The 23,389-nt window shown below is 70.6% G+C and carries 22 protein-coding genes and 1 pseudogene; 9 read left to right on the top strand and 14 right to left on the bottom strand.

The genetic code is table 11. The annotated features are described in order from the left end of the window. The first annotated feature begins 2 nt into the window (after positions 1-2). A complete protein-coding gene (gene rpsN / locus ACFVH2_RS06055) occupies positions 3-308 on the top strand; it encodes a 30S ribosomal protein S14 (protein ID WP_378420415.1) in 306 nt (101 codons plus the stop codon). 19 nt (positions 309-327) lie between these two features. Next, positions 328-585 (top strand): 30S ribosomal protein S18, encoded by a 258-nt coding sequence (rpsR, locus tag ACFVH2_RS06050; protein ID WP_072842868.1) that lies wholly within the window; start codon positions 328-330, stop codon positions 583-585. Between the two features lie 79 nt (positions 586-664). On the opposite strand, the gene ACFVH2_RS06045 is transcribed toward rpsR, so the two are convergent. After that, positions 665-1,459 carry an RsiV family protein gene (locus ACFVH2_RS06045; protein WP_378420416.1) on the bottom strand — a complete coding sequence of 265 codons (795 nt, stop codon included), beginning with the start codon at positions 1,457-1,459 and terminating at the stop codon, positions 665-667. Positions 1,460-1,567: 108 nt separating this feature from the next. Between ACFVH2_RS06045 and ACFVH2_RS06040 the strand changes: the two genes are divergently transcribed. Beyond that, positions 1,568-2,494: an AEC family transporter gene (locus ACFVH2_RS06040; protein WP_378420417.1), complete on the top strand. Its 927-nt coding sequence runs from the start codon at positions 1,568-1,570 to the stop codon at positions 2,492-2,494. 33 nt (positions 2,495-2,527) lie between these two features. On the opposite strand, the gene ACFVH2_RS06035 is transcribed toward ACFVH2_RS06040, so the two are convergent. After that, on the bottom strand, positions 2,528-4,477 hold the full coding sequence (locus ACFVH2_RS06035; RefSeq protein ID WP_378420418.1) for a VWA domain-containing protein: 1,950 nt from the start codon (positions 4,475-4,477) through the stop codon (positions 2,528-2,530). After that, complete coding sequence (locus ACFVH2_RS06030) at positions 4,477-5,868, bottom strand: ATP-binding protein (protein ID WP_378420419.1); 1,392 nt, start codon at positions 5,866-5,868, stop codon at positions 4,477-4,479. Before ACFVH2_RS06030 ends, ACFVH2_RS06035 begins: the two co-directional genes overlap by 1 nt. A gap of 159 nt (positions 5,869-6,027) precedes the next feature. On the opposite strand from ACFVH2_RS06030, the gene ACFVH2_RS06025 reads away from it, so the two are divergent. Next, positions 6,028-6,306: a DUF3311 domain-containing protein gene (locus tag ACFVH2_RS06025; protein WP_378420420.1), complete on the top strand. Its 279-nt coding sequence runs from the start codon at positions 6,028-6,030 to the stop codon at positions 6,304-6,306. Further along, positions 6,303-7,979 carry a monocarboxylate uptake permease MctP gene (gene mctP / locus ACFVH2_RS06020; RefSeq protein WP_378420421.1) on the top strand — a complete coding sequence of 559 codons (1,677 nt, stop codon included), beginning with the start codon at positions 6,303-6,305 and terminating at the stop codon, positions 7,977-7,979. Before ACFVH2_RS06025 ends, mctP begins: the two co-directional genes overlap by 4 nt. Positions 7,980-8,025: 46 nt before the next feature. On the opposite strand, the gene ACFVH2_RS06015 is transcribed toward mctP, so the two are convergent. The 4 genes and pseudogenes from ACFVH2_RS06015 to ACFVH2_RS06000 form a co-directional block, all read right to left on the bottom strand. After that, entirely contained in the window at positions 8,026-8,163 is a 138-nt protein-coding gene (locus ACFVH2_RS06015; RefSeq protein ID WP_378420422.1) for a BBE domain-containing protein, read from the bottom strand. Positions 8,164-8,184: 21 nt separating this feature from the next. Next, positions 8,185-8,499, bottom strand: coding sequence for a hypothetical protein (locus ACFVH2_RS06010; RefSeq protein ID WP_378420423.1), 315 nt, complete (start codon positions 8,497-8,499; stop codon positions 8,185-8,187). Between the two features lie 82 nt (positions 8,500-8,581). After that, a pseudogene (locus tag ACFVH2_RS06005) lies at positions 8,582-8,749 on the bottom strand (FAD-binding protein); the annotation flags it as partial. 15 nt (positions 8,750-8,764) lie between these two features. Continuing rightward, positions 8,765-10,240, bottom strand: coding sequence for an APC family permease (locus tag ACFVH2_RS06000; RefSeq protein ID WP_378420424.1), 1,476 nt, complete (start codon positions 10,238-10,240; stop codon positions 8,765-8,767). A 140-nt stretch (positions 10,241-10,380) separates the two neighbouring features. On the opposite strand from ACFVH2_RS06000, the gene ACFVH2_RS05995 reads away from it, so the two are divergent. The 3 genes from ACFVH2_RS05995 (at position 10,381) to ACFVH2_RS05985 (ending at position 12,960) form a co-directional block, all read left to right on the top strand. Continuing rightward, a complete protein-coding gene (locus ACFVH2_RS05995; protein WP_378420425.1) occupies positions 10,381-11,346 on the top strand; it encodes an alpha/beta hydrolase in 966 nt (321 codons plus the stop codon). Positions 11,347-11,510: 164 nt separating this feature from the next. Next, positions 11,511-12,380: an endonuclease domain-containing protein gene (locus ACFVH2_RS05990; RefSeq protein ID WP_378420426.1), complete on the top strand. Its 870-nt coding sequence runs from the start codon at positions 11,511-11,513 to the stop codon at positions 12,378-12,380. 388 nt (positions 12,381-12,768) lie between these two features. Continuing rightward, a complete protein-coding gene (locus ACFVH2_RS05985; protein ID WP_378420427.1) occupies positions 12,769-12,960 on the top strand; it encodes a hypothetical protein in 192 nt (63 codons plus the stop codon). Between the two features lie 57 nt (positions 12,961-13,017). On the opposite strand, the gene purH is transcribed toward ACFVH2_RS05985, so the two are convergent. The 7 genes from purH to ACFVH2_RS05950 all read right to left on the bottom strand — a co-directional run bounded on the left by purH (position 13,018) and on the right by ACFVH2_RS05950 (position 22,096). Then, positions 13,018-14,571, bottom strand: a complete 1,554-nt coding sequence (gene purH, locus ACFVH2_RS05980) for a bifunctional phosphoribosylaminoimidazolecarboxamide formyltransferase/IMP cyclohydrolase (RefSeq protein WP_378420428.1) — start codon at positions 14,569-14,571, stop codon at positions 13,018-13,020. Beyond that, positions 14,558-15,226 (bottom strand): phosphoribosylglycinamide formyltransferase, encoded by a 669-nt coding sequence (purN, locus tag ACFVH2_RS05975; protein ID WP_378420544.1) that lies wholly within the window; start codon positions 15,224-15,226, stop codon positions 14,558-14,560. Before purN ends, purH begins: the two co-directional genes overlap by 14 nt. 29 nt (positions 15,227-15,255) lie before the next feature. Continuing rightward, positions 15,256-16,743 carry a DUF6350 family protein gene (locus tag ACFVH2_RS05970; protein ID WP_378420429.1) on the bottom strand — a complete coding sequence of 496 codons (1,488 nt, stop codon included), beginning with the start codon at positions 16,741-16,743 and terminating at the stop codon, positions 15,256-15,258. A gap of 115 nt (positions 16,744-16,858) precedes the next feature. Next, entirely contained in the window at positions 16,859-17,785 is a 927-nt protein-coding gene (locus tag ACFVH2_RS05965; protein WP_378420430.1) for a DUF5336 domain-containing protein, read from the bottom strand. Positions 17,786-17,966: 181 nt separating this feature from the next. Further along, positions 17,967-18,881: a succinate--CoA ligase subunit alpha gene (sucD, locus tag ACFVH2_RS05960; protein ID WP_378420431.1), complete on the bottom strand. Its 915-nt coding sequence runs from the start codon at positions 18,879-18,881 to the stop codon at positions 17,967-17,969. A 12-nt stretch (positions 18,882-18,893) separates the two neighbouring features. Beyond that, complete coding sequence (gene sucC, locus ACFVH2_RS05955) at positions 18,894-20,063, bottom strand: ADP-forming succinate--CoA ligase subunit beta (RefSeq protein ID WP_378420432.1); 1,170 nt, start codon at positions 20,061-20,063, stop codon at positions 18,894-18,896. A gap of 143 nt (positions 20,064-20,206) precedes the next feature. Then, positions 20,207-22,096 (bottom strand): hypothetical protein, encoded by a 1,890-nt coding sequence (locus tag ACFVH2_RS05950; protein ID WP_378420433.1) that lies wholly within the window; start codon positions 22,094-22,096, stop codon positions 20,207-20,209. Positions 22,097-22,536: 440 nt separating this feature from the next. On the opposite strand from ACFVH2_RS05950, the gene ACFVH2_RS05945 reads away from it, so the two are divergent. Continuing rightward, positions 22,537-23,385: a M23 family metallopeptidase gene (locus ACFVH2_RS05945; protein ID WP_378420434.1), complete on the top strand. Its 849-nt coding sequence runs from the start codon at positions 22,537-22,539 to the stop codon at positions 23,383-23,385. Positions 23,386-23,389: the final 4 nt, after the last annotated feature.

Raw genomic sequence — 23,389 nt, 5'->3', positions numbered from 1 at the left:
AGATGGCCAAGACGTCCAAGATCGCGAAGAACGAGCAGCGGAAGGCGGTCGTCGCCCGGTACGCCGAGCGTCGCGCCGAGCTGAAGGAGACCATTCGCCTGCCCTCCACCTCGGCCGACGAGCGCGCCGCGGCCCAGGCCGCCCTGCAGCGTCTGCCGCGCGACGCGAGTCCGGTACGATTGCGAAATCGTGACGCTGCGGACGGACGTCCGCGAGGTCACCTACGGAAGTTCGGCCTGTCCCGTGTGCGCGTTCGCGAGATGGCCCATCGTGGGGAACTGCCAGGCGTCCGCAAGTCCAGCTGGTAATCGAGCCGTAAGGGAAGCAATGGCAGTCAAGAGAGCCCCGTCGAAGAAGCCCCGCGGCGCTGACGCGGGTCGCAAGCCCAAGAAGAACCCGCTCTTCGCGGCGAAGATCGAGCACGTCGACTACAAGGACGTGAACCTGCTCCGCACGTTCATCTCCGACCGCGGCAAGATCCGCAGCCGGCGCGTCACCGGCCTGACCCCGCAGCAGCAGCGTCAGGTCGCCGTCGCGGTGAAGAACGCCCGCGAGATGGCCCTGCTGCCGTTCACGAGCCGGTAGTCAGAAGCACTCGAAAGGCCGCGCAGTCCCCGGACTGCGCGGCCTTTCTGCGTGCCGGGCTCCCCTGAGGCCGGGCCCGTCAGCTCCGGACCACGTCCCGCAGGCCGGGGGCGATCACGTCGTCGAGCCGGTCCCACGGCACCGTCACCACGACCAGCCCGGCCGCGTGCGGGCCGACCTGGTAGTCGGCGAAGTGGATCTCCATGCCCGCCGGCGTGGGGATCCAGTTCGCGAAGTTGGCCTCCGTCGGCTCGATCCCCGACCGGTCGAAGCCCGGGCCGGCCGCGGTCGCGGGCAGCAACCGCGCCGACTCGTCCGACAGTCGCCGCAGCCCCGCGGGCAGGTCGGGGAACAGGGCGCCGAGAGTGATGGGCTGGGCGTTGTCCGCGTCGATCACCACCGTCGCCACCAGCGGCGTCGGGTGCGCGCCGGGTGGGTCCGCGTTCCACGAGGTGACCAGCAGACCCGCCAGCACCCTGGCGCCGATGCGGGCAACCGTCGACTCGTTGCGTCCTTCGAGGGTGAACCGCTCGCCCGGCGAACCGTCGATCTGGTCCTGCAGCGCCGCGCGGACGGACTCGTTGAACTCCCCCGCGACGGCGGGAGCGCCGCCCGCGACCTGGGGCAGCACGACGTCGTAGCGGACGCGACCGTTGTCGCCCGACACCCGCATGCTGGTTGCGGTGTACGCCGCCGGTGCCGCGGTGGCGGTGGTCCCGGTGGCGGCGGTCGTCGTCGGCCCGGCAAGAGCGGACGGCGCGCCGGGCGCCGGCAGGGCGGTACCGCCGATGTCGCTCGCGCATCCCGTGACGCCGAGGAACAGGGCCGCCGCGATCGCGAGGACTCGCCGCGCAGACGTGCCAGAGGTCGCCATGAGGTCATCCTGAGTGCAACCGGGCCCGGCGGCAAGGCGGCGCGCGGCGAATTCGTTCGCACTGCTACCCACTAGACTCTCCGGGGTTGTTCTCTAGGAGGTTCGCGGGTGTCGGGTGTGTTCGCGGGCTTCACCGTGATCTTCGTGGTGATCGCGATCGGGTACGCGCTGGGCCGCTCCCGGGTGCTCGGCGAGCACGGCGAGTTCGTGCTCAGCCGGCTGGTGTTCTTCGTCGCCACCCCCGCGCTGCTGTTCGACACCCTCGCCACCTCGGACCTCGCCGTGATCTTCTCGCCGACCCTCGCGGTCGCGGCCGCGACGGCGTTCGTGGTGGGCGGCATCTACCTGACGATCGCGATGGGCTGGCTGCGCAAGCCCCTGCCGGAAGCGACGATCGGCGCGCTCGCGGCCAGCTACGTCAACTCCGCGAACCTGGGGATCCCGATCTCCGTGTTCGTGCTCGGCGATGCGTCCTTCGTGGCGCCGCTGCTGTTGTTCCAGATCGTCGTCTACTCCCCCATCGCGCTGACCGCGCTCGACCTGGCGACCACCCGACGCGGCGCCTCGCTGGCCGAGACCGTCACCACCCCGTTCAAGAACCCGATCGTCGTCGCCGGGATCGCGGGCCTCGCGGTCTCGCTGTCCGGGTGGACGCCGCCGGAAGCGCTCGTCCAGCCGTTCCACATCATCGGCGGCGCGTCGGTGCCAGGCGCCCTGCTGGCGTTCGGGATCTCGCTCTACGGGGTGCGGGTGCTCCAACGCGGACTGAGCCCACGCCGCGAGATCGCCCTCGCCTCCGCGCTCAAGATCGGGCTGCAGCCCGTCCTGGCGTATGGGATGGGCCGCTTCCTGCTCGGTCTCGACGGCCACGAACTGTTCGCCGTCGTCGTGGTCTCCGCGCTGCCGACCGCACAGAACGTGTTCGTCTACGCCAGCCGGTACCAGCGCGGTGTCGTGCTGGCCCGCGACTGCGCCCTCGTCACCACCCTGGCCTCGATCCCCGCGATCGGCCTCGCAGCGTGGACGCTCGCCTGACCTCGCACGCCCTGGCGACCTCCGACGCGACCGTCAGCGCCTCCGCCGCAACCGCATGTAGTCGCTGACGACCGCCGCGCCCAACCCGTCGAGTTCCGGCGCCACCACCCGCCCGCCGACCCGCTGCGCCATCCGGTCCACCACGCGGGCCAGCCCGGGGTCGTCGCCGAGCCGGAAAATGGTCACCTGTGCACCCAGCTTCGCCAGGTTGTCGAGCTCACGGACGGTGAGCCCCAACGTCTTCGGGTGCGGCGGGTAGTCGAAGAACGCGCGCCCGTCGGGTTCGAGGTGCGCGGTCGGCTCACCGTCCGTGACGATCAGGACGACCGGCTGCGCGTTCGGGTTGCCACGCAGATGCCTGCCCGCGAGCAGGAGCGCGTGATGCAGGTTGGTGCCCTGGTCCCAGGCGCCGTCCAGTCCCGCCAGCTCGGCCGGGCTCAGCTGCTGCGCGAGCCTGCCGAAGCCGATCAGCTGCAGGTCGTCGCCGCGGAACCGGGTGGTGATCAGGTGGTTGAGTGCCAGCGCCGTGCGCTTCATCGGCACCCAGCGGCCGTCCATCACCATCGAGAACGAGGTGTCCACCAGCAACGCGACCGCAGCGTGCGCACGCTGCTCGGTCTCGGCGATCTCGACGTCGGAGACCTGCAGCCGCACGGGAAGTTCCGTCAGCCCTGCCGATGCCGCGCGCAGCACCGCATTGGTGACGGTCCGGGTCACGTCCCACGGTTCCGTGTCGCCGAACTCCCAGGAGCGGCTCGCCCCGGTCGGTTCGCCCATCGCACCCGCTCGTTGGGTGTCGCGTTCACCGCGGCGACCCGAGAGTCGCTGCGCCACATCACGCAGCGCCGACTGCCCGAGCTGACGCATCGCCTTCGGCGACAGTCGCCACTGACCGTCCGCCCCGCGATCGAGGAAGCCCTGCCGTTGCAGTGCCCGTTCGAGGTCGGCCAGGGTGCGGGCGTCGGCTGCAGCCTCCTCCCCGAGCTGACGCAGCAGCGCGTCGGGGTCGATGTCGTCGAGCTGCGCGCCCGCGTACTCCTGGGACAGTTGCTCCGCCAGCTGCTCGAGCTCCGCGATGTCCGCGAACGCGGCGGTGCCCTCGCCGAGACCCATCGGGTCGTCGCCGCGAAACCGTTCGCTGCCGTCCCAGTTCTCCCCCGGCCGCGCCGCGCGCAGGTTCGCGTCCAACCGGTCCAGCTGCTGTATCAGGCTCGGACTGCCGAACGCCTGCTGCGCCAACGCATCCAGTTCCGCACGCTGCTCGGGGGTCAGGGAGTTCCGCAGCCGCTGGGCGGCCGCCGCCCGGCGGGCCAGCGCGTCGAGCAGCTCCTCGGTGTCGCGCGGGTTCTCCGGGAAGAACTCGCCGTGCTTGTCCATGAACTCGGCGAAGTCCTCGTCCGTGTCCTCGCCGCGAGAGTGCTTGTCCAACAGGTCGTTCAGGTCGCGCAGCATCTCGTCCACGCGGGCGCGGTCCTCCGGCGTCGCGTGCTCGAGCGCCGACTTCATGCCCGCGAAGCGCTGGTCGAGCAGTTCCCTGCCGAGCAGGTCGCGGATCTTCTCGTAGTCCTCGCGGGCCTGCGGGCTGCGCCAGTCGTACTCGGACAGGTCCCGCACCGCCTGCGCGGTGGACGCCGGCAACTCGCTCAGCTGCAACTCCGCGAACCGCGCGCCGTCGTCGAGGGCCCGGGCGAGTTCCTTGCGCTCGGCGAGCACCGCACGGTCGAGCAGCTCACGCACCTCGTCGAGCGTGCCACCGAGATTGTTGCGTTCCAACAACTCTCGTCGTCGCCGGTTCGCCTGCGCCGCCAGCTCGTCGAGCCCGCGGGTGCGGTCGGTGCCGCGCCGCAGCAGCTCGCGCAGCGCCCGGCGCGGCGACGAACCCTCGAGCACGTCGTTGCCGATGGCGTCCAACGCCTCGCGCAGGTCGAGCGGCGGCGCCAGCGGGTCGTCGCCGCCGTGATAAGGCCCGTACCGCTGGTACATCAGCTGTACACCAGCTGCCCGTCGTCGTCGGGATCCTTGGCGATCCGGCGCGCCAGGTAAAGGCCCTCGAGCGCCAGTTCGACCGCCGAGGCCCGCGCCCCCACACTCTCGGCGCCGAGCCGGTCGGCGAGCGCGTCGAACACCGCCAGCTCCGGCAGCTCGCCGAGCAGGTCCTTCGCCGCGACCCGCTCGCCGGTGACCACCGGCGAGCCGGACTCGATCGCCGCCACCAGCGGCGCCAGGTCCAGGCCGCCGAGCCGCTCGCGCACGGTGTCCGCGGTGGCCCGGCGCAGCAGGTGCTCGAGCACCTCGAGCTCGCGGCCCTCTTCACCGGACTCGAACTCGATCTTGCCGCGCAGCACCTCGACCACGGTGCCGAGGTCCACCGGTCGCGCCGTCGGATCGGCCTCCCCCAGCACCGCCCCACGATGCACCGCCGCCGCGCTCACCGTCTCCGCGGCGGCCACCGCGAACCGCGCCGACACCCCGGACCGCTGGTCCACGGACGGCGACTCGCGCAGCAACCGGGTGAACCGCGCCAGGATCTCGAGCAGGTGGTCCGGCACCTCGGCGCGCAACTGCGCCTCCTGCTCGATCACCGCGACCTCGTCGGCCAGCTCGCTGGGATAGTGGGTCCGGATCTCGGCACCGAAGCGGTCCTTGAGCGGGGTGATGATCCGGCCGCGGTTCGTGTAGTCCTCCGGGTTGGCGCTGGCCACCAGCAACACGTCGAGCGGAAGCCGGATCGTGTAGCCACGAACCTGGATGTCGCGTTCCTCCATGACGTTCAGCAGCGACACCTGGATCCGCTCGGCCAGGTCGGGCAGCTCGTTGACCGCGACGATGCCACGGTGCGCACGCGGGACCAGACCGAAGTGGATGGTCTCCGGATCACCGAGGCTGCGGCCCTCCGCGACCTTGACCGGATCCACGTCGCCGACCAGGTCGGCCACCGAGGTGTCCGGGGTCGCGAGCTTCTCCGCGTACCGCTCGCTTCGGTGCCGCCACGCGACCGGCAGCGCGTCGCCCAGCTCGGCAGCCCGGCGGATCGAGGCCGGGGTGATCGGCTGATAGGGATGCTCGCCCAGTTCCGAACCCGCGATCACCGGCGTCCACTCGTCGAGCAGCAGCGGGAGGGTCCGCAGCAGTCGGGTCTTGCCCTGGCCGCGTTCACCGAGCAGGACCACGTCGTGGCCGGCGATCAGGGCGCGCTCGAGCTGCGGCAACACGGTCTCGCCGAACCCGACGATGCCGGGCCAGGGGTCGCGGCCGTCACGCAACGCGCCGAGCAGGTTCTCGCGGATCTCATCCTTGATCGGGCGCTGCACGTGTCCGGACGCGCGCAGCTCACCGAGTGTGCGCGGGCGGGGTTCGGGATTGGCGACAGTCACCTCACCAACGCTACGAGTGTTCGGTCGATTCGGCACCCGAGTCGGCCGAATCGACCGCCTGCCACGTTGCCGATTCGAAACGCCGATAGTCGGGCAGCAGCCGGATGCTGCGAGTAGCTTTCCCGGCGGAGGACCGCCCGAGGACATGGAGACACCGACGTGACGCAACCGGACGACACCACCGCACCGCCCGCGAACCGGCGCCTGCTGGCCGTCGCGGGCGTACTGCTCCTGATTCCGATCGTGGCGATCCTCTGGGTGCCGTTCTACGCCCGTGACGAGCCGCGGCTGGGTGGGTTCCCGTTCTTCTTCTGGTACCAGTTCGCGTGGGTGTTCCTGTGCGCCGGCGCGACCTTCGCGGCCTACAAGCTCGTGCTCAAGGCCCGTCCGCACCGGCCCATGTCCCGCCCCGCCGACACCGACGGGGCGGACCGGTGAGCGGGCCCGACGTGCTCGCCGCGAGCGGATCGGACGGCGTCGACGGGGTCGCACTCGCGGTGCTGGTCGCCCTGTTCGCGTTGGTCACCGTGCTCGGCTTCCTCGCGTCGCGGTGGCGCCGCGCGTCCAGCCTGCAGAGCCTCGACGAATGGGGCCTGGGCGGGCGCAGTTTCGGCACCTGGGTGACGTGGTTCCTCATCGGCGGCGACATCTACACCGCGTACACGTTCATCGCGGTGCCCGCCGCGATGTTCGCGCTCGGGTCGGTGAGCGGCTTCTTCGCCGTCCCGTACACGATCATCCTGTACCCGATCATCTTCGTGTTCATGTCGCGGCTGTGGTCGGTCAGTCACCGGCACGGGTACGTCACCACCGCGGATTTCGTCGGCGGCCGCTACGGGTCCAGGTGGCTCTCGCTGGCGATGGCGCTGACCGGCATCCTCGCGACCATGCCGTACATCGCGCTGCAGCTGGTCGGCATCCAGGCGGTGCTCGAGGTGATCGGCCTCGGCGGCTCGGAGAACGTGATCGCTCGGGACCTGCCGCTGCTGATCGCCTTCGCGGTGCTCGCCGCCTACACGTACTCGTCGGGTCTGCGCGCGCCGGCGATCATCGCGTTCGTCAAGGACACGCTGATCTACCTGGTGATCATCGTGGCGATCATCTACCTGCCCTCCAAGTTCGGCGGCTGGACGCACATCTTCGACGCGGCCCAGACGAAGATGGAGACCCCGAGCCCGGCCACCGGCAAGCCGACCGGCTCGTTCATCCCGAACAGTCAGCAGTACTGGGCGTACGCCACCCTCGCGTTGGGCTCCGCGCTGGCCCTGTTCATGTACCCGCACTCGGTCACCGCGACCCTGTCCTCCAAGTCCCGCAACACCATTCGACGCAACGCGACGATCCTTCCCGCCTACAGCTTCCTGCTCGGCATGCTGGCCCTGCTGGGCTGGGTGGCGATCGCCGCCGGCACCAAGCCGATCGGCCTCGACGGTAAACCCAACGCCCAGTTGGTGATCCCCCAGCTGTTCGAGGATGCCTTCCCGTCGTGGTTCGCCGGGGTCGCGTTCTCGGCGATCGCGATCGGCGCGCTGGTGCCCGCCGCGATCATGTCCATCGCGGCGGCGAACCTGTTCACCCGCAATGTGTACCGCGAGTGGTTCCGTCCGTCCGCCACCCCGGCGCAGGAGGCGAAGGTCAGCAAGCTCGTCTCGCTGTTCGTCAAGTTCGTGGCCCTGGTGTTCGTGCTCACCCTGGACAAGCAGAACGCGATCAATTTCCAGCTGCTGGGTGGCATCTGGATCCTGCAGACCTTCCCCGCCATCGTGTTCGGCCTCTACACCCGCTGGTTCCATCGTTGGGCCCTGCTCGCCGGCTGGGCGGTCGCGATGGTCTACGGCACGGTGGCCGCCTACCACGTCTCGTCGGCGACCACTCCGCACTTCGCCGGTTCACTCGCCTCGATCCCCGGCATCGCCCAGATGGGCTACATCGCGCTGACCGCGTTCGTCGTGAACGTCGTGGTCGCGGCGGCCGCGACGCTGGTGCTGCGGGCGGTCAAGGCGCCCGATGGTGTGGACGCGACGATCAAGGGCGACTACTTCGCCGACGCGGGCGACCCGAAGGTCCGGCCGCTCCCCGCGACGCCGACGGAGGCCACCCCCAGTCCGTGACCGGTGCGGTCGGCTTCCGGCGGCCGCCCGCACGGTCGGTCCGGGATCAACCGGCGACGAGCGGCACGCTCTGCTCGAAGCTGAACAGGTTGTCCGGGTCGTAGGCGGCCTTCACCCGGCGCAGCCGCGCACCGATGGCGCCGTAGTACTCGCGCTCCCAGTCCGACGCGGCGGCGTTGGGCACGTTGACGTAGGCACCGTCGCCCTACGGGCGCAACGCGCGCCAGAAGTCGGTCGCCCAACTCAGTGCCGTCGAGGTCAGCGCGGGGTCGTTCCAGGCCGCGCCCGGTTCGCAGTAGAACAGCGCCTCGCGGTGCGGAAATGCCGACCCTCCTGGCGGGGCGTGCCGCACCGCCCCACCGAAGCTCGAGCAGAAGAAGTTGCTCCACGGGCTCGGCGCGTGGCTCATGTAGCGGCCGACCAGATCGATCGCCACGTCGGGGAGCGGCCGGGTGACGAACTGGGAGCAGAACTTCCAGAAGGCGACGTCCTGCGGCCCCCTGTCGACACTGTCGTACACTGCCGGCCAGGCGCCGTCCGTCGATCGAGGACCAGCCCTCGAGACTGTGCCGTCCGCTGCGGGCACACAGGGCGATGCCCTCCTTCCGCGCCCACCGGACCGCGTTGACCACGTCCTGCGTGTTGCGGCAGAACACGATCGCCTCGGGACAGCGGGAGTAGAAGCGGTTCCAGCCGATCCGCGCCGCCTCGTAGCCGGGATCGCCCGCGCGCACCACCTCTCCCGTGAGCTCGGTGGTCGTCGCCGTCATCCTGTCACCTCACGATCAACGCTCGTAGATGGTGAGGTCTCCGGGCTCGGTGTCGAGGGCCTCGCGGCGGAATCTCAACAGCCAGAGGAAGAACAACCCGCCCGCGACGACGACGCCGGCCACGAGCACGACGGGTACGCGCGCATCCGCGGGGGACACCACCACGAACAGCACGACCACCATCCACACCAGCGCGCCGATCGCCACCGGCAGCTCGAAGCGCCCGAGGTTGAACGCGCCCTCCTTGTGGTCCAGCCGCCCGCGTACCGCCAGGTAGAGGACGACCGTCGCTCCGTAGACGATCACCGTGAGGATGGTCCCCGCGACGATCAGTTCCAACAGCGCTGCCCCCGGCAGCGCGACCATCAGCACGACCGCGACGACACAGATCAGGATCGTCGCCGGGACCGGGGTCTGCGTGCGCGGGTTGATCTGCCGCATCAGCCGGTACCCGGGAAAGCGCGAGTCGCGCGACATTGCGAAGACGATCCGCGAGCACGCGGCCATCGTCACCATGCCGGCGCCGAAGAAGGCGAAGGTGATCGCGACGAGTAGCACCCGCTCCACGACCGGTCCGAGCTGATCGCGCATGATCGCCGCGACCGCCGACTCGCTGGCGCTGATCCGCGGGATGTCGTCGAGGGCGACGGTGAGCGCGATCAGGAACACCAGTCCCAGCAGCGAGGCCGCGACGACCGATCCCACGATCGCGCGCGGGACGCTGCGAAACGGATCCTTGGCCTCCTCGGCCAGGTTCGCAGCGGCGTCGAAGCCGACCAGCGTGGCCAGGCCCATGATCATCGCCCCCATCAGCCCGCCGCCGATCGCGAAGTAGTCGGGCGCATTCTCGGTGACGCCGCGCGAGGTGAGGTTGTCGACCGACCCGTTTCCGGTGACCACCACGGCCACGACGAGCGCGATCGCCAGTACCACGACGATCGCCAGTTCGAGCCCCACCGCGGTCGCGTTGATCATCGCGACGATGCGCGTCGAGAACACGACGAGCAGGGCCTGGACGACCACCATGGCCAGGGTGATCAGACGCGCCGTCCCCTCGTCCTCCGCGATGCCGAACAGCGGCATGAAGGCCTGGCTGGCGAGGGCGTTGTCGACCGCGACGACGCCGAGCGACAGGTAGCAGACGGTCAGCCAACCGAACCCCCAGCCGATCTTCGGGTTGGCCAGCCGCGATGCCCACTGGTACGTCGAGCCGCTGAGCGGGATCCTGGCCGCGAACTGCGCATACACCAGCGAGACCAGGATCTGCCCGACCGCGACGACGACCCAGAGCCAGATCCCGACCGGGCCCGCGCTCTGCAGCACGTCGTCGTACGTCCCGAAGATGCCGACCGCCACCGAGATGAATGCGAACGAAATGGCAAACACCTGAAAGGAACCGAGAGTCCGCTTCAGCTCCTGGTGGTAGCCCCCGGACTCGACCGAACTCTCGTCGACCCGTTCTCCCGTTGACGTTGTCGATGTTTCAGCCATCTCAGCCACCTCACGAAAGTCACGTCGCATTCGATCGTCCCCCGGATGGACACGGATGTCAGCGTTGGTTCGGCCGCCTAACCACACGGCAGGAGACTCCCCGGCGAGTAGCGGCGCCGGGCCCTGAGAGACTGGTCGTCATGGCCGACACCGAGATCACCTTCACCAGCGGCGACGTCACCATGCACGGCAGCCTCCGTCTGCCCGCCGACGTGCGGGGACCGGTCCCCGCCGCGCTGCTGCTCGCGGGCAGCGGCCCCACCGACCGCAACGGGGACAGTGCGGTGCTGCCCGGGCCGATCGGCACCCTGCGATTCCTCGCGGACACGCTCGAGGACTCCGGCATCGCGAGCCTGCGCTACGACAAGCTGGGCAGCGGCGAGACCGGGCTCGGGCCGTACGCCGTCGAGGACGTCGCCGGGCTCGGCTTCTCCGTCTTCGTGGACGCCGCCGCGGACGCGCTGAAAAACCTTGCCGCACAACCCGACATCGATGCGGACCGGCTACTGGTCATCGGGCACAGCGAGGGCGCACTCGTGGCGATGACGCTCGCTGTCCGGGAGGGTACGCCGGCACTGGTCGGACTCGGACTGCTCGAGCCGCTCGCCGTCCGGCTGCTCGATCTGCTGACCCGGCAGATCCATGCACAGGTGGACGCCGCACTGGGGGCCGGCCAGCTGCCGCTCGAGCTCGCCGACGAACTGCGCACCGCGCTGACCGGCGCGGTCGAGACGCTGCGCGCCGACGCCACCCTCGGCGACGACCTCCCCGACCCGCTGCGCATGGCCGGCTTCGTGCCCGTGAACGCGAAGGCACTCGCCGAGGAGGACGCCCTGGACCCGCGGGTGCTGGCCACCCAGCTCCCGGCCGGGCTGCCCGTGCTGACCAGCTGCTCCGCGCGCGACATCCAGGTGGACTGCGAGGACGTCTCGGCCCTGGACACCGCGCTCGGCGCCTCGCCCCTGACCTCGCTGCGGTTGAGCACCGCCAACCACGTGCTCAAGGAGATCGGCGAACGGGCCTCCACCGGCGCCGACTACGTCGAAGACCTGCCGTTCTCCGCCGAGTTCGCGACCGGATTCAAGTCCTGGCTCGCCGGGCTCTAGCCCTGCTCGCTCCGCTCGCCTTCGTCGAGTGTGCACTTCCAGCCGCTCTCACTCACGCGATACGCCGACAAGTGCACACTCGGCGGCTGTGGATGGGCTCCGGAGTTGTGCACAGATCGCGGCGCCCACTTCCGCCGGTGCAACCAGTCGGCCAGTGTCGGCGCATGGGGGAATTCGCCGGTCCGTTCCTGGGTACCGTGGCGGTCGCGTCGGGTGCAGTGACAAACCGCCAACTACGCCTCGACTACACGCGACTGCACCGGGATGTGTACATCGCCAAGGGAATTGCGCTCGACGCCGTCATCAGGGCACGCGCCGCTGCACTGTGGGCGGGCGAGGACGGGATCCTCGGCGGACTCTCCGCCGCCGCCGTGCTCGGTACGAAATGGATCGATCCGGGAGCCCGCCCCGAGCTGTTCCGGACGGGCAGCCGTCGCGGTGCGCAGGGCATCCTGATCCACGGCGATGCGCTCGAACCCGACGAAATCTGTATCGCCGGAAGGTTGCTCACCTCGACGCCGGCCCGTACCGGATACGATCTCGGTCGCAGACTTCCGTTCGTCAGTGCCGTCGAGACGCTCGACGCGCTCTGCAACGCCACCGGCATCGGGCCGGCCGACATCGCTACCCTCACCGGAAAGCACCACGGTACAAGGGGAATCGTTCAGCTTCGCCAGGTTCTCGACCTCGTGGATGGTGGTGCCGAGTCGCCGCCGGAGACGCGGACGCGACTGGTCCTGGTCGACGGCGGGCTCCCCCGGCCGCGCACCCAGGTCAAGGTTCGGAACCGTCGAGGGCAGATCGTCGCGCGCTGCGACATCGGCTGGAAGCGCTGGAAGGTGGTGGTGGAGTACGACGGCCACCACCACTGGACCGACGAGGAACAACGAACCCGGGACATCGAGCGCTACGAACTGCTCGACGGTCTCGGTTGGCGCGTGGTCCGGGTCAGTTCCGAGCAGTTGCGACTGCGTCCGCACACCATCGCCCGGCGCGCCCGCGACAAGCTCCGGGATGCCGGCGCACCCGTCTGAACTGTGTCGAGCGTGCACCTGCCGGCGCTGTCACTCGGCCGATGCCCCCACGAGTGCACACTCGACGGTGGGTTCCGGCGCGATATCGAGGTGCGGACCGCCCGATCGTGCTGTACCGTTCCCGGCTAACCAACCACGCCCGAATCGAAAGGAACGCCGATCATGTCGATGTCCGTGCACGTAGCCGCACACGTAGCCGCGTGGCGTTGCCTTGTTTCGTCCAAGCGTGTCCACCGAGAACGATCCTGACGACCGGATCACCGGATCAGTTCTCGGCACCCAGGGCACCAGCCCGGGTGCCTTTTCTTTTACCCGGACAACCCCGTGCGGAAACCTTCCGCACACACAACTCGGACACACTCGAGTAGTACCGAACGAGGAGTTCACCATGAAGCTTCGGATCAGCCAATTGGCCGCGGCCCCGCCGCTGGCCGACCTACCCGCCGACCTCACCGGTCACGCGGTCACCCTCGACCTCTCGCACACCGACGCCGCCCAGCGCGCCGCCGCGACCGACCTCGCCCGCGAACTGCTCGACCGCGGCGCCGCCCGCATCGTCATCTCCGGCAACGCGGCCTGAACGCACGAGAGGTGCACACCCCGCGGGGTGCACACCTCTCGTGCGTCGTGTCCGGTGTCAGTGCGCGAAGTGGCGCGCTCCGGTCAGGTACATCGTGATGCCGGCCTCGCGGGCCGCCTCGATGACCTCGTTGTCGCGGACCGAGCCACCCGGCTGCACGACGGCCTTGACGCCCGCGTTCGCGAGCACCTGCAGTCCGTCCGGGAACGGGAAAAACGCATCCGAGGCCCCGACCGACCCGGCGACCCGGTCACCGGCGCGGTTGACCGCGAGGTGCGCGGAGTCGACCCGGTTGACCTGACCCATGCCCACGCCGACCGAGGCGCCGTCGCTGGCCAGCAGGATCGCGTTGGACTTCACCGAACGGCATGCGCGCCAAGCGAACTCGAGATCCTTGAGGGTCTGTGCGTCCGCGGGCTCGCCCACGGCGAGGGTCCAGTTCGCCGGGTTGTCACCCTCGGCGTCGAGGACGTCGCGCTCCTGCAGCAGCGCGCCGCCGGAGATCGGCCGCAGCTCGATGCCCGACTCGGTCGGCGCGACGGCCTCGAGCACGCGCACGTTCTTCTTCCGGGCCAGCACCTCGACGGCGCCGGGCGCGTAGGACGGGGCGATGACGACCTCGGTGAAGATCTCCGCGACCTGCTCGGCCATCTCGACCGTGATCTCGCGGTTCGCGGCGATGACGCCGCCGAACGCGCTGACCGGGTCGCAGGCGTGCGCCTTGCGGTGCGCCTCGGCGATGTCGGCGCCGACCGCGATGCCGCACGGGTTGGCGTGCTTGATGATCGCGACGGCGGGCTCGGCGAAGTCGAACGCGGCGCGCCACGCGGCGTCACCGTCGGTGTAGTTGTTGTACGACATCTCCTTGCCGTGCAACTGGGTCGCCTGCGCGAGGCCGGCGGGGGCGGCCGGGTTCACGTACAGGGCCGCGGCCTGGTGCGGGTTCTCGCCGTAGCGCAGCACCGCGGAGCGGTCCCAGCTGGCGCCCGCCCACTCGGGGAACTGCGAGTCGGACTCGACCAGCGTCGAGGTCATCCAGCTCGCGACCGCGACGTCGTAGGAGGCGGTGTGCTGGAACGCCTGCGCCGCGAGGGCGGTGCGCTCGACGAGGGTGAAGCCGCCCGCGGCGACCGCGGTGAGCACCTCCTCGTAGCGGGCCGGGTCGACGACCACGGCGACCGACGGGTGGTTCTTCGCCGCGGCGCGCACCATCGACGGTCCGCCGATGTCGATCTGCTCGACGCACTCGTCCGGCGTCGCGCCCGAGGCCACGGTCGCGGTGAACGGGTACAGGTTGACGACCACGAGCTGGAACGCCTCGATGCCGAGCTCCTCGAGCTGCGCGAGGTGCTCGGGCTTGCGGGTGTCGGCGAGGACGCCGGCGTGCACGCGCGGGTGCAGGGTCTTGACCCTGCCCTCGAGGCACTCCGGGAAGCCGGTGAGCGACTCGACCGGCGTGACGGGGATGCCCGCCTCGGCGATCCGCGCCGCGGTGGAGCCGGTGGAGACCAGCTCCACGCCCGCGGCGTGCAGACCGGTGGCCAGCTCGACCAGGCCGGTCTTGTCGTACACGCTCACCAATGCGCGGCGCAGCGCCTTACGTTCGGTCACTTGGGATCACGGCCTTTCGTCCGTCGGAAACAACACCTCGCGTGGCGACGGCGGCGATCACGTCCACCAGCAGTCGCCGTTCCACAGTCTTGATGCGCTCGTGCAGGCTCGACTCGTCGTCGTCCTCGAGCACGACCACCGGCTCCTGGGCCAGCACCGGCCCGGTATCGACACCCGAATCCACAAGGTGCACAGTCGATCCCGTCACCTTCACGCCGTACGCCAGCGCGTCGGGCACCGCGTGGGCGCCGGGGAAGGACGGCAGCAACGCCGGATGGGTGTTGATGATGCGGCCACCGAATCGGGTCATGAACTCGGCACCGAGGATCTTCATGAAGCCCGCGGAGACGATCAGGTCCGGCCGGTGCCCGTCGACGGCCGCGGTCAGCGCGCGGTCCCAGGCGTCGCGGTCGGGGTAGTCACCCAGCGCGACCCGAAAGGCCGGGATACCCGCGGCTTCGGCGTGCCCGATCGCAGCGCAGTCGCGATCGACGCCGACCGCCACCACGCGGGCCGGGTAGTCGTCGACCGCCGCCGAGATGAGCGACTGCAGCAGGCTCCCGGTGCCGGAAGCGAGGACCACGACCCGGACCGGGCTGTGTGATCCGGGGCGGAAGACATGCGGGGCGGTCAGCGCTCTACTCCTTGCGGCCAGCGGCCGGCATGCCCGACCGCTGGGTAAGCCTAGTCGCTGCTGGTCCGTGGACCTCCGGGCAGGTCCGGGTCCGCCTCCGGCGTCGTGACCTGCGCCACTTCCGCCGCATCGACCACCTCCGCATCGACCACCACGCCCTCGGTCTCGGCCTCGGATCGCTCGGGCGTGGCGACGACGGATTCGTCGACCACGACCTCGTCGAGCACCTCCGCCTCGATCACCGTCGTCGACGCCTCGTCGCGGATCCGGGCGGGCAGGACCAGCATTCCCGCGGCCGCGGTCCTCGTGGTCGCGGCCGGTGGCACCGGGTCGGGGGCCCGCCGCACCGTCTGCGGCTCGTCCCGCGAACCACTACGCCAGCGCACCAGGGCCGCGGTTGCCGCGCCGAACACCCCCAGCCACCCGAAGGTCAGTCCGGCGAAGGTCGCCAGGTCCACCCCGACCGTCCCGAAGGTGCCGAGGTTCCCGCCCGCCACGAACCCGAGCGCCGTGAACACCACCGCGACAGCGGCTGCCCCGACGAGGGCGGACTGCACTGCCTCGAGCACCGAACCGGCCCGCCGGGCGCAGTCGCGGCCGAGGAACGCGCCGAGCACCGCGGGGATCACCAATCCGACGGTCCACCCGCCGCCCTGCTCCGCCGGAAGCACCCCCAGCACCGGCAGCGCGGGCACCGGTCCACCGACCACGTCGAACATGCTCACCGAGGCCGCACCGACGTGCACCGCGGACCCCACCAGCACCGCGGTCGCGCCGATCACGACATTCGGCAGGTACAGGATCGAGACGACCGTCAGCCCGAGGGCGCCGCCCACCCCCTCGCCGGCCTGGAGCAGGTCGCCGACGGTCGACCAGGAGGCGAGCAGCGACACCACGGAGATCGCGGCCCCGGTCGCGAGCAGCGTCATGCCGGCGCGCATGGCGGGACGGGCGGCGCCCTGCACCCAACGGGGCAGACGCCATCGCGCGGCGACCGGTCGCCACACCCGGGTGCCCACTCCGACGATCGCGGCGACCAAGTGCACCGCGAGCACCCAGCCGAACGCGGCCAACGCGTTCGGCGGCGACAACGCGATCACCGAGGATGCGTCGGCGACGACTGCCAGCGAGATCGCCGTGGCCACCAGCGGACCCGCAACCGCGGCGCCGAGCACCCACCACTGTTCGCTCCGCGGGCTGTACTCGGTGACGGCCCGCGCGCAGCCTCGCGCGACCGTCCACATCATCACCGCAGTCGGCAGCAGCGGCAGCACGCCGAGCGACGCACCGCCGATGGTGAGCTGCACCTGGTGCACCGCCAGCCAGGTCGCCGCGATCGCGCCGCTGGTCCCGGTGAGGTCACTGTTCGCGGCGACCAGGGTCACCAGCACACAGGTGGCGATCAGCACCAGCGCGACCAGTGTCGGACGCAGCGCGATCCCGAGCAGGGTACGGATCTGCTCGGGCGTCGGCTGCGCGGTCACCGGCCTCCGGCTCGGTCTCGTCCGGGCGGTGTCGCGGCTCAGCAAGGAACTCATCTCCTCGAGGGTGACATCTCGGCCCGCACCGGTCGGCCAGGCGCGCCGATCGGCCGGGGCCGGGCGCATCGACGCCCCTCGGCGTTCACCGAGGGGCGTCGATGTCGTCGTTCGGTCAGTCGTCCTTGTGATCCGGCGGCGTGGGTGCAGCACCGAACGCCTGCGTCGGCGCGGGCGCGCTCGGCGGCTGCTCGGCCGGATTCGCCGACTCGGCGGGCTTCGGCACCGCGACCGTCTCGTCGGCGGCAGGCGCGGCGTGCTGGGACTGGCCGTAGGACTGCCCGGCCTGCGGGTAGGTGGGGGGCTGCGGCGGCGCGTACGGGTTGGCCTGGCCGTAGCCGGCCTGTCCCGGCGCGGGCTGTCCTGGCGCGGGCTGCGGGTAACCACCCGGGTACTGCCCCTGCGGGTAGCCCGGGGTCTGCGGCTGACCGTACGGCTGTCCGGGCTGCGGGTAGCCCTGCGGCGGCTGGCCGTACCCCTGCGGCGCCTGCCCCGGCTGCGTACCGAAACCCGGCTGGGGCTGGCCGTACCCGGCCGGCGGCTGGCCGTAACCCGGCTGCGCGAAGCCTGCCGGCTTGGGCGCGGGCGGCTTGAGCAGGCCCAGTTCGTAGAGGACGACGGCAATGGCGAGCACGGTCTGCACGAAACCGAGAACCAGGTTGAGAATCCCGCCCCAGGCCAGCGTCACGCCCTCGGAGAGGCTGAACAGGAAGAACAACCCGACCAGGAATCCCACCAGCGAGGTCGCTGCGGCGATGCCCTTGTACGGGTTGCCCGGCAGCAGCGACAGGCCGGCCAGCAGGGCGCCGACCAGCAGCAGCGCTAGCCCGATGACCGGGTAGCCACCCTCGAAGGAGCTCTGGCTCAGGGTGGTGTCACCGAACGTACTGACCTTCGCGAACGGCGCGAACCCGAACAGGAAGTTGACGATGCCCAACGCCAGCACACCCAGCGTGAGCAGGTGCGGCAGGCCCTTCGCCGCGAGTCCGCCGGAGGGCTGCGCGGGGGGACCGTAGCCGGGCCCTGTGGGCGGGTAGGTCATGATCGGCTCCTTGCTGTCGATGCGCGTGCGGACACTGCCTTCTGAACGCTAGCGCACAATCCTGTGTTGAACCTGGGGCGCGTGTTCACGCTGTGGCGGGTTCGCCGGGGCCCCGAAACGGCCGAAGGGCACCCACGCTCGCTCGAGGCGAGGCGGGTGCCCTTCGGCAGGACTGCGGGTGTCAGGCGCCCACGGTCAGGCTCTCGAGGATCTCGCGCGCGAGGGCGGCGGTCTCGGACGGCGTCTTGCCGACCTTCACGCCTGCCGCCTCGAGGGCGTCCTTCTTGGCCTGTGCGGTGCCCGAGGATCCGGAGACGATGGCGCCGGCGTGGCCCATGGTCTTGCCCTCGGGGGCGGTGAAGCCCGCCACGTAGCCGACGACCGGCTTGGTGACGTTGGCCTTGATGTAATCGGCCGCACGCTCCTCGGCGTCGCCGCCGATCTCGCCGATCATGACGATGAGCTTGGTCTCGGGATCCTTCTCGAACGCCTCGATGGCGTCGATGTGGGTGGTGCCGATGACCGGGTCGCCGCCGATGCCGATGGCGGTCGAGAAGCCGTACTCACGCAGCTCGAACATCATCTGGTAGGTCAGGGTGCCGGACTTGGAGACCAGGCCGACCGGGCCCTTGCCCGCGATGTTGGCGGGGGTGATGCCGACCAGCGCCTCGCCCGGGGTGATGATGCCGGGGCAGTTGGGGCCGATGATCCGGGTCTTGTTGCCCTTGTCGACGTTGTAGGCCCACGCGTACGCGGAGTCCTGCACCGGGATGCCCTCGGTGATGACCACGAGCAGCGGGATCTCCGCGTCGATGGCCTCGACGATGGCGTCCTTGGAGAACGCCGGCGGGACGAACGCGATGGAGACGTCCGCACCGGTCTTCTCCATGGCCTCGGCGACAGTGGCGAAGACCGGCAGCTCGACGGGGTTGCCGTCCTTGTCGGTGTGCGAGACGGTGGTGCCGGCCTTGCGAGCGTTGACGCCGCCGACGACCTGGGTACCGGCCTTGAGCATCAGGGCGGTGTGCTTGGTGCCCTCGCCGCCGGTGATGCCCTGGACGATGACCTTGGAGTCCTTGGTCAGGAAGATTGCCATTGTTCTAGTCCCTTACTTCGCTGCGAAGGCGAGCTCGGCGGCCTTGTCGGCGGCCTCGTCCATGGTTGCGACGACCGTGACCAGCGGGTGGTTGGCCTCGGCGAGGATGCGGCGACCCTCTTCGACGTTGTTTCCGTCCAGGCGCACGACGAGCGGCTTGTTGGCCTCGTCGCCCAGGGTCTGCAGGGCGCCGACGATGCCGTTGGCGACCGCGTCACAGGCGGTGATGCCGCCGAAGACGTTCACGAACACGCTCTTGACCTGCGCATCGTTCAGAATGACGTCCAGGCCGGCGGCCATGACCGCAGCCGAGGCGCCGCCACCGATGTCGAGGAAGTTGGCGGGCTTGACGTTGCCGTGCTTCTCACCGGCGTACGCGACGACGTCCAGGGTCGACATGACCAGGCCGGCGCCGTTGCCGATGATGCCGACCTCGCCGTCGAGCTTGACGTAGTTGAGGTCGTTCTCCTTGGCCTTGAGCTCGAGGGGATCGGTGGCGTCCCGGTCCTCGAAGGCCTCGTGGCCTGCCTGGCGGAAGCCTGCGTTCTCGTCCAGGGTGACCTTGCCGTCGAGGGCGAGGATCTGGTCGTCGGGGGTGCGCACGAGGGGGTTCACCTCGACGAGGAGCGCGTCCTCCTTGATGAACACCTCCCAGAGCTTCTGGATGGTGACGGCGGCGGCGTCGAGCACCTCGGCGGGCAGCTTGCCGGCCTCGGCGATGCTGCGCGCGAACGCCAGGTCGACACCCTTGACGGCGTCGACGGGGATCTTCGCGAGGGCGTCGGGGTTCTCCTCGGCGGTGACCTCGATCTCGACGCCACCCTCCACCGAGCACATGGCCAGGTAGGTGCGGTTGGTGCGGTCCAGCAGGAAGGAGATGTAGTACTCCTCGGCGATGTCGCTCGCCTCTGCGACCAGCAGCTTCTTGACGACGTGGCCCTTGATGTCGAGCCCGAGGATGGACTCGGCGTTCGCGACCGCCGCGTCGACGTCGGCGGAGTACTTCACGCCGCCTGCCTTGCCGCGGCCACCGACCTTCACCTGCGCCTTGATCATCACGGGCTTGCCGATTTCCTCGGCAATCTCACGTGCGCCTGCGACCGTGTCGGTAACACGTCCGGCCGACGTCGGCACGCCATGCTTGGCGAAGAGTTCCTTCGCCTGGTATTCGAAGAGATCCATCTGCTCACCGTCTCGTCTGCGTTGACGCCCGCTCGAGGGGTAAGAGCGGGTCCGTTCGGACTGTATCTAGTTGAATCAATGACCCATCGGTCGCCTTGGTGCTATGTGGCCTATCTCACGGGGTGATATCGGTGCGCGGCAGGTCACCGGCGATCATGGCGAACAGCCACCACAGCAGTCACCGTCAACAGCACCACTCCGAGGATCGCGGCCACCGCACCGGGACCCATCACGGGATCGATCACCCGGCCGCTGGTCAGTGGCCACCCAATCAGGTATACGCCCATGGCTCCCGCCGCGCCCGACAACCCCGCTGCGGCCCGTGCCGGCCGGGCCTTCGCCGCCACCCAGACCGCTACCGCCACGACGACCGCGAGCAGCGCCCGCCCCCACATGTCCCATCCCCACGGCCAGTGGACCACCGAGTCGGGACCGTAGCCGGCACCTCGATAGAGCGGCAGCGCCAACGCGACCACCGACACCGCCGCGGCCGGCACCCCGATCACCAGCACCGCGCGCCTGGGCGGGACGTCCACGGACGTGTCGATGCCCTCCCGCTCGGCGGATCCCGCGCACCAGGCCAGCAGTCCCGCCGCCGCGGCGGCTACGGCCGCAGGCCCGAGCACCCAGGCCCCGGGCCCCGGGCCCACCCCCGGGAGGTCGGACGCGACGACCACCGACTGCAACACCCCGGCGACGGCCGCGACCAGCGCGGCCCAGAGCACCCCCACCGCGGGGCGCACCAGCCCGGCGAATTCCGACAGGAACAGCCACACCGACGCGACCGCCAGGACCGCGGCGGCCACGAGCACGACCCGGGTGGCGAGGATCTGCGGCTGCGGGAACCCGTCGGGAACGGCGAGCACCGGGAGCAGGGCGCCGACCACCGCGAGCAGTCCCGCCGCGATCCCGGCGAGCCCGGCGCGCCGGTGCCATCGGTTCACCCGAGCGCGGGCCGCGGCCTCGGCGGCCGCCAGCGCCTTGGCCTTCGACGGGGCACCGGACCTCCGGCCTGCCGACACCGAGGACTCGACGCCAACGCCCTTCGTCAGCGCGGCGATCCCGCGCCGGGACCTGGCCGCCGCCACCGCGGGGACCGAGGCCCCGGCCAGAACGAGCACCGCGGCCGCCGCCGACGCCACCGCCGCGCCGGGCGCGAACCCGACACCGTCACCGGCCGCGACGCCCGCCGCCAGCTGCACCCCCGACAGTCCGAGCGCAGCCGTGCCCGCACCGACCAGGGCACCCGCGGCGACACCGGGCTCGATCGACACCAGCGAGCCGGCCACCACCACGACCACCGCGACCGCGACGAATGCCGTCCCGATCGCGGTCGCCGGGGGCGCGCCGAGCAGCGGGTGCACCAGGAGTACCGGGTCGGACGAGCGCAGCGGTTCGGCGAGCGAGGCGACCGCGAAAGCAAGTGCGGCCACAGCGATGACGGCGCTCAGTCCGGCTCCGACCCGGCGACCCACGGAGGCGCCCTCGTGGTCGGGGTAGTCACTGTGGCCGTAGCCGTCGTCGTGCGAGGCACGCGCGACGGTCAGCAGACCCAGCAGTCCGCCGAGGACGCCGAGTGCGTGCCCGGCCAGCATCGCGGAGGCGCCCGGGCCGGCGGTCAGGTGTGCGGCGGTGAGCGGTCGGAACAGTTCGAGCCGGTTGGCGTCGACCGGTCTCGCCCACAGCTGGAGGTCGAGCACCAGGAGTCCGAGCGCGACCGCCCCGGCGCCCGCGGTCAGCGCCCCCGCGACCGCCGGGGCCCGGCGCACGACGATCAGCGCCGCAACGGGAGCGGCGGCGGCGCAGAACACCGCGACCACGGTCGCGGCGAGCACCGCCGATCCCGCCTCGGGCCGGACGACTCCGATCGGAGCCGCGAGTGCGACCAGAACGGCGCCGCACAGCCCGGCGGCGGCCGCCAGCGCCGCGGTTCGTCGAGGATCCGCCGGGCCACGGGCGCCGGCGCCGGTTCGCCCGGCGACACGCTGGGGTTCGGCGCGGGTGGTGGACCGGTCTCGGGGTGAGGGCGACACGGGATTCGACGCTAGCCGCGCGGTCACTCCGGTCGGGATGTCGACACGAGTTCGGACCCACGATCGGCAAAGCCCGTGATCATTTTGTGATGCATCTCACAATTGCCCGGTCAGCGGCACGGAAGAGTTGCGGCCCTCGCGACCGTTTCGTTACCGTCGCTTCGGTCAATGTCACAGGCAGGTCACAAACGGGAGGGTTGAGGTTGTCCAGACACCGCGCACCCTCCGTAACCAGCCACTTCACGGTTCAGCCGATACCCGATTCCGGACCGGCAACGGACTTGATCACTGCAGGTCGTACCGCCGATTCCCGGTTCGGGACGGCGAAGGCGCCGAGTAAACCGGCCCTGCCGTTCACCGCAGACGACGCCACCACGCAGTCGTATTCGCAATACTCGGCGCAGCGTTACACCGGGTCACCAAGCCTCGAGACCCCCCGCATGAGTTTCCGCACCACCACGCACGACCAGCACGACAACGCGTACGCCCCGGACACCGCGGCGTCGGATCTCGACTCGGACTTCGCAGCTCCCGCTCGACGCGGTGGAGCGCACCGAATCCCCACTCCCCCCACCGCGCTCAAGGGCCGCGCCGCCGTCGTTGCGGTTGCCGCCGGCGCCGTCGTGGCCGCCGGACAGGCCGCCCTCGACAACGGGTCGTCCGCCACCACCGAGGTCGCCCTCGCCGCCGACGACAGCGCGTCGAACATCGCCGCGACCGCCGAGCCGCAGGCCGCACAGTTCGGCGCCACGTCCACCGGTTCCTCGCAGGCGCCGCAGGTGCTCAACGTCGCCGACCCGGCCGACCTCAGCCAGTTCTCCAACCTGCTCGCCAAGGGCCAGCGGTTCAGCCAGGAGCGCGCCGCCCGTGAGGCCGCCGCCCGGCGACCGCTGTTCGTGCTCCCCGCCGTGGGAACGTTCTCCTCGGGCTTCGGTTCCCGCTGGGGCACCCTGCACGCCGGCGTCGACATCGCCAACGCCATCGGCACCCCGATCTACGCCGTGGCCGACGGCGAGGTCATCGACTCCGGACCGGCCTCCGGCTTCGGCATGTGGGTCCGACTCAAGCACGCCGACGGCACCATCACCGTCTACGGCCACATCGACTCGTCCCTCGTCTCGGTCGGCCAGCACGTGATGGCGGGCGACCAGATCGCGCGGATGGGCAACCGCGGCTTCTCCACCGGACCGCACCTGCACTTCGAGGTGCACCTCGCGGGCGACAACAAGATCGACCCGCTGCCCTGGCTCGCGACCCGTGGCATCAGCCTCGGCGTCGAGCGCGACTGAGCTC

The organism is Rhodococcus sp. NPDC127527, assembly GCF_042672245.1.
Lineage (GTDB): Bacteria > Actinomycetota > Actinomycetes > Mycobacteriales > Mycobacteriaceae > Rhodococcus_G.
The sequence above is the reverse complement of the archived record's forward strand: the minus strand, read 5'-3'. Positions and strand labels throughout refer to the sequence as shown.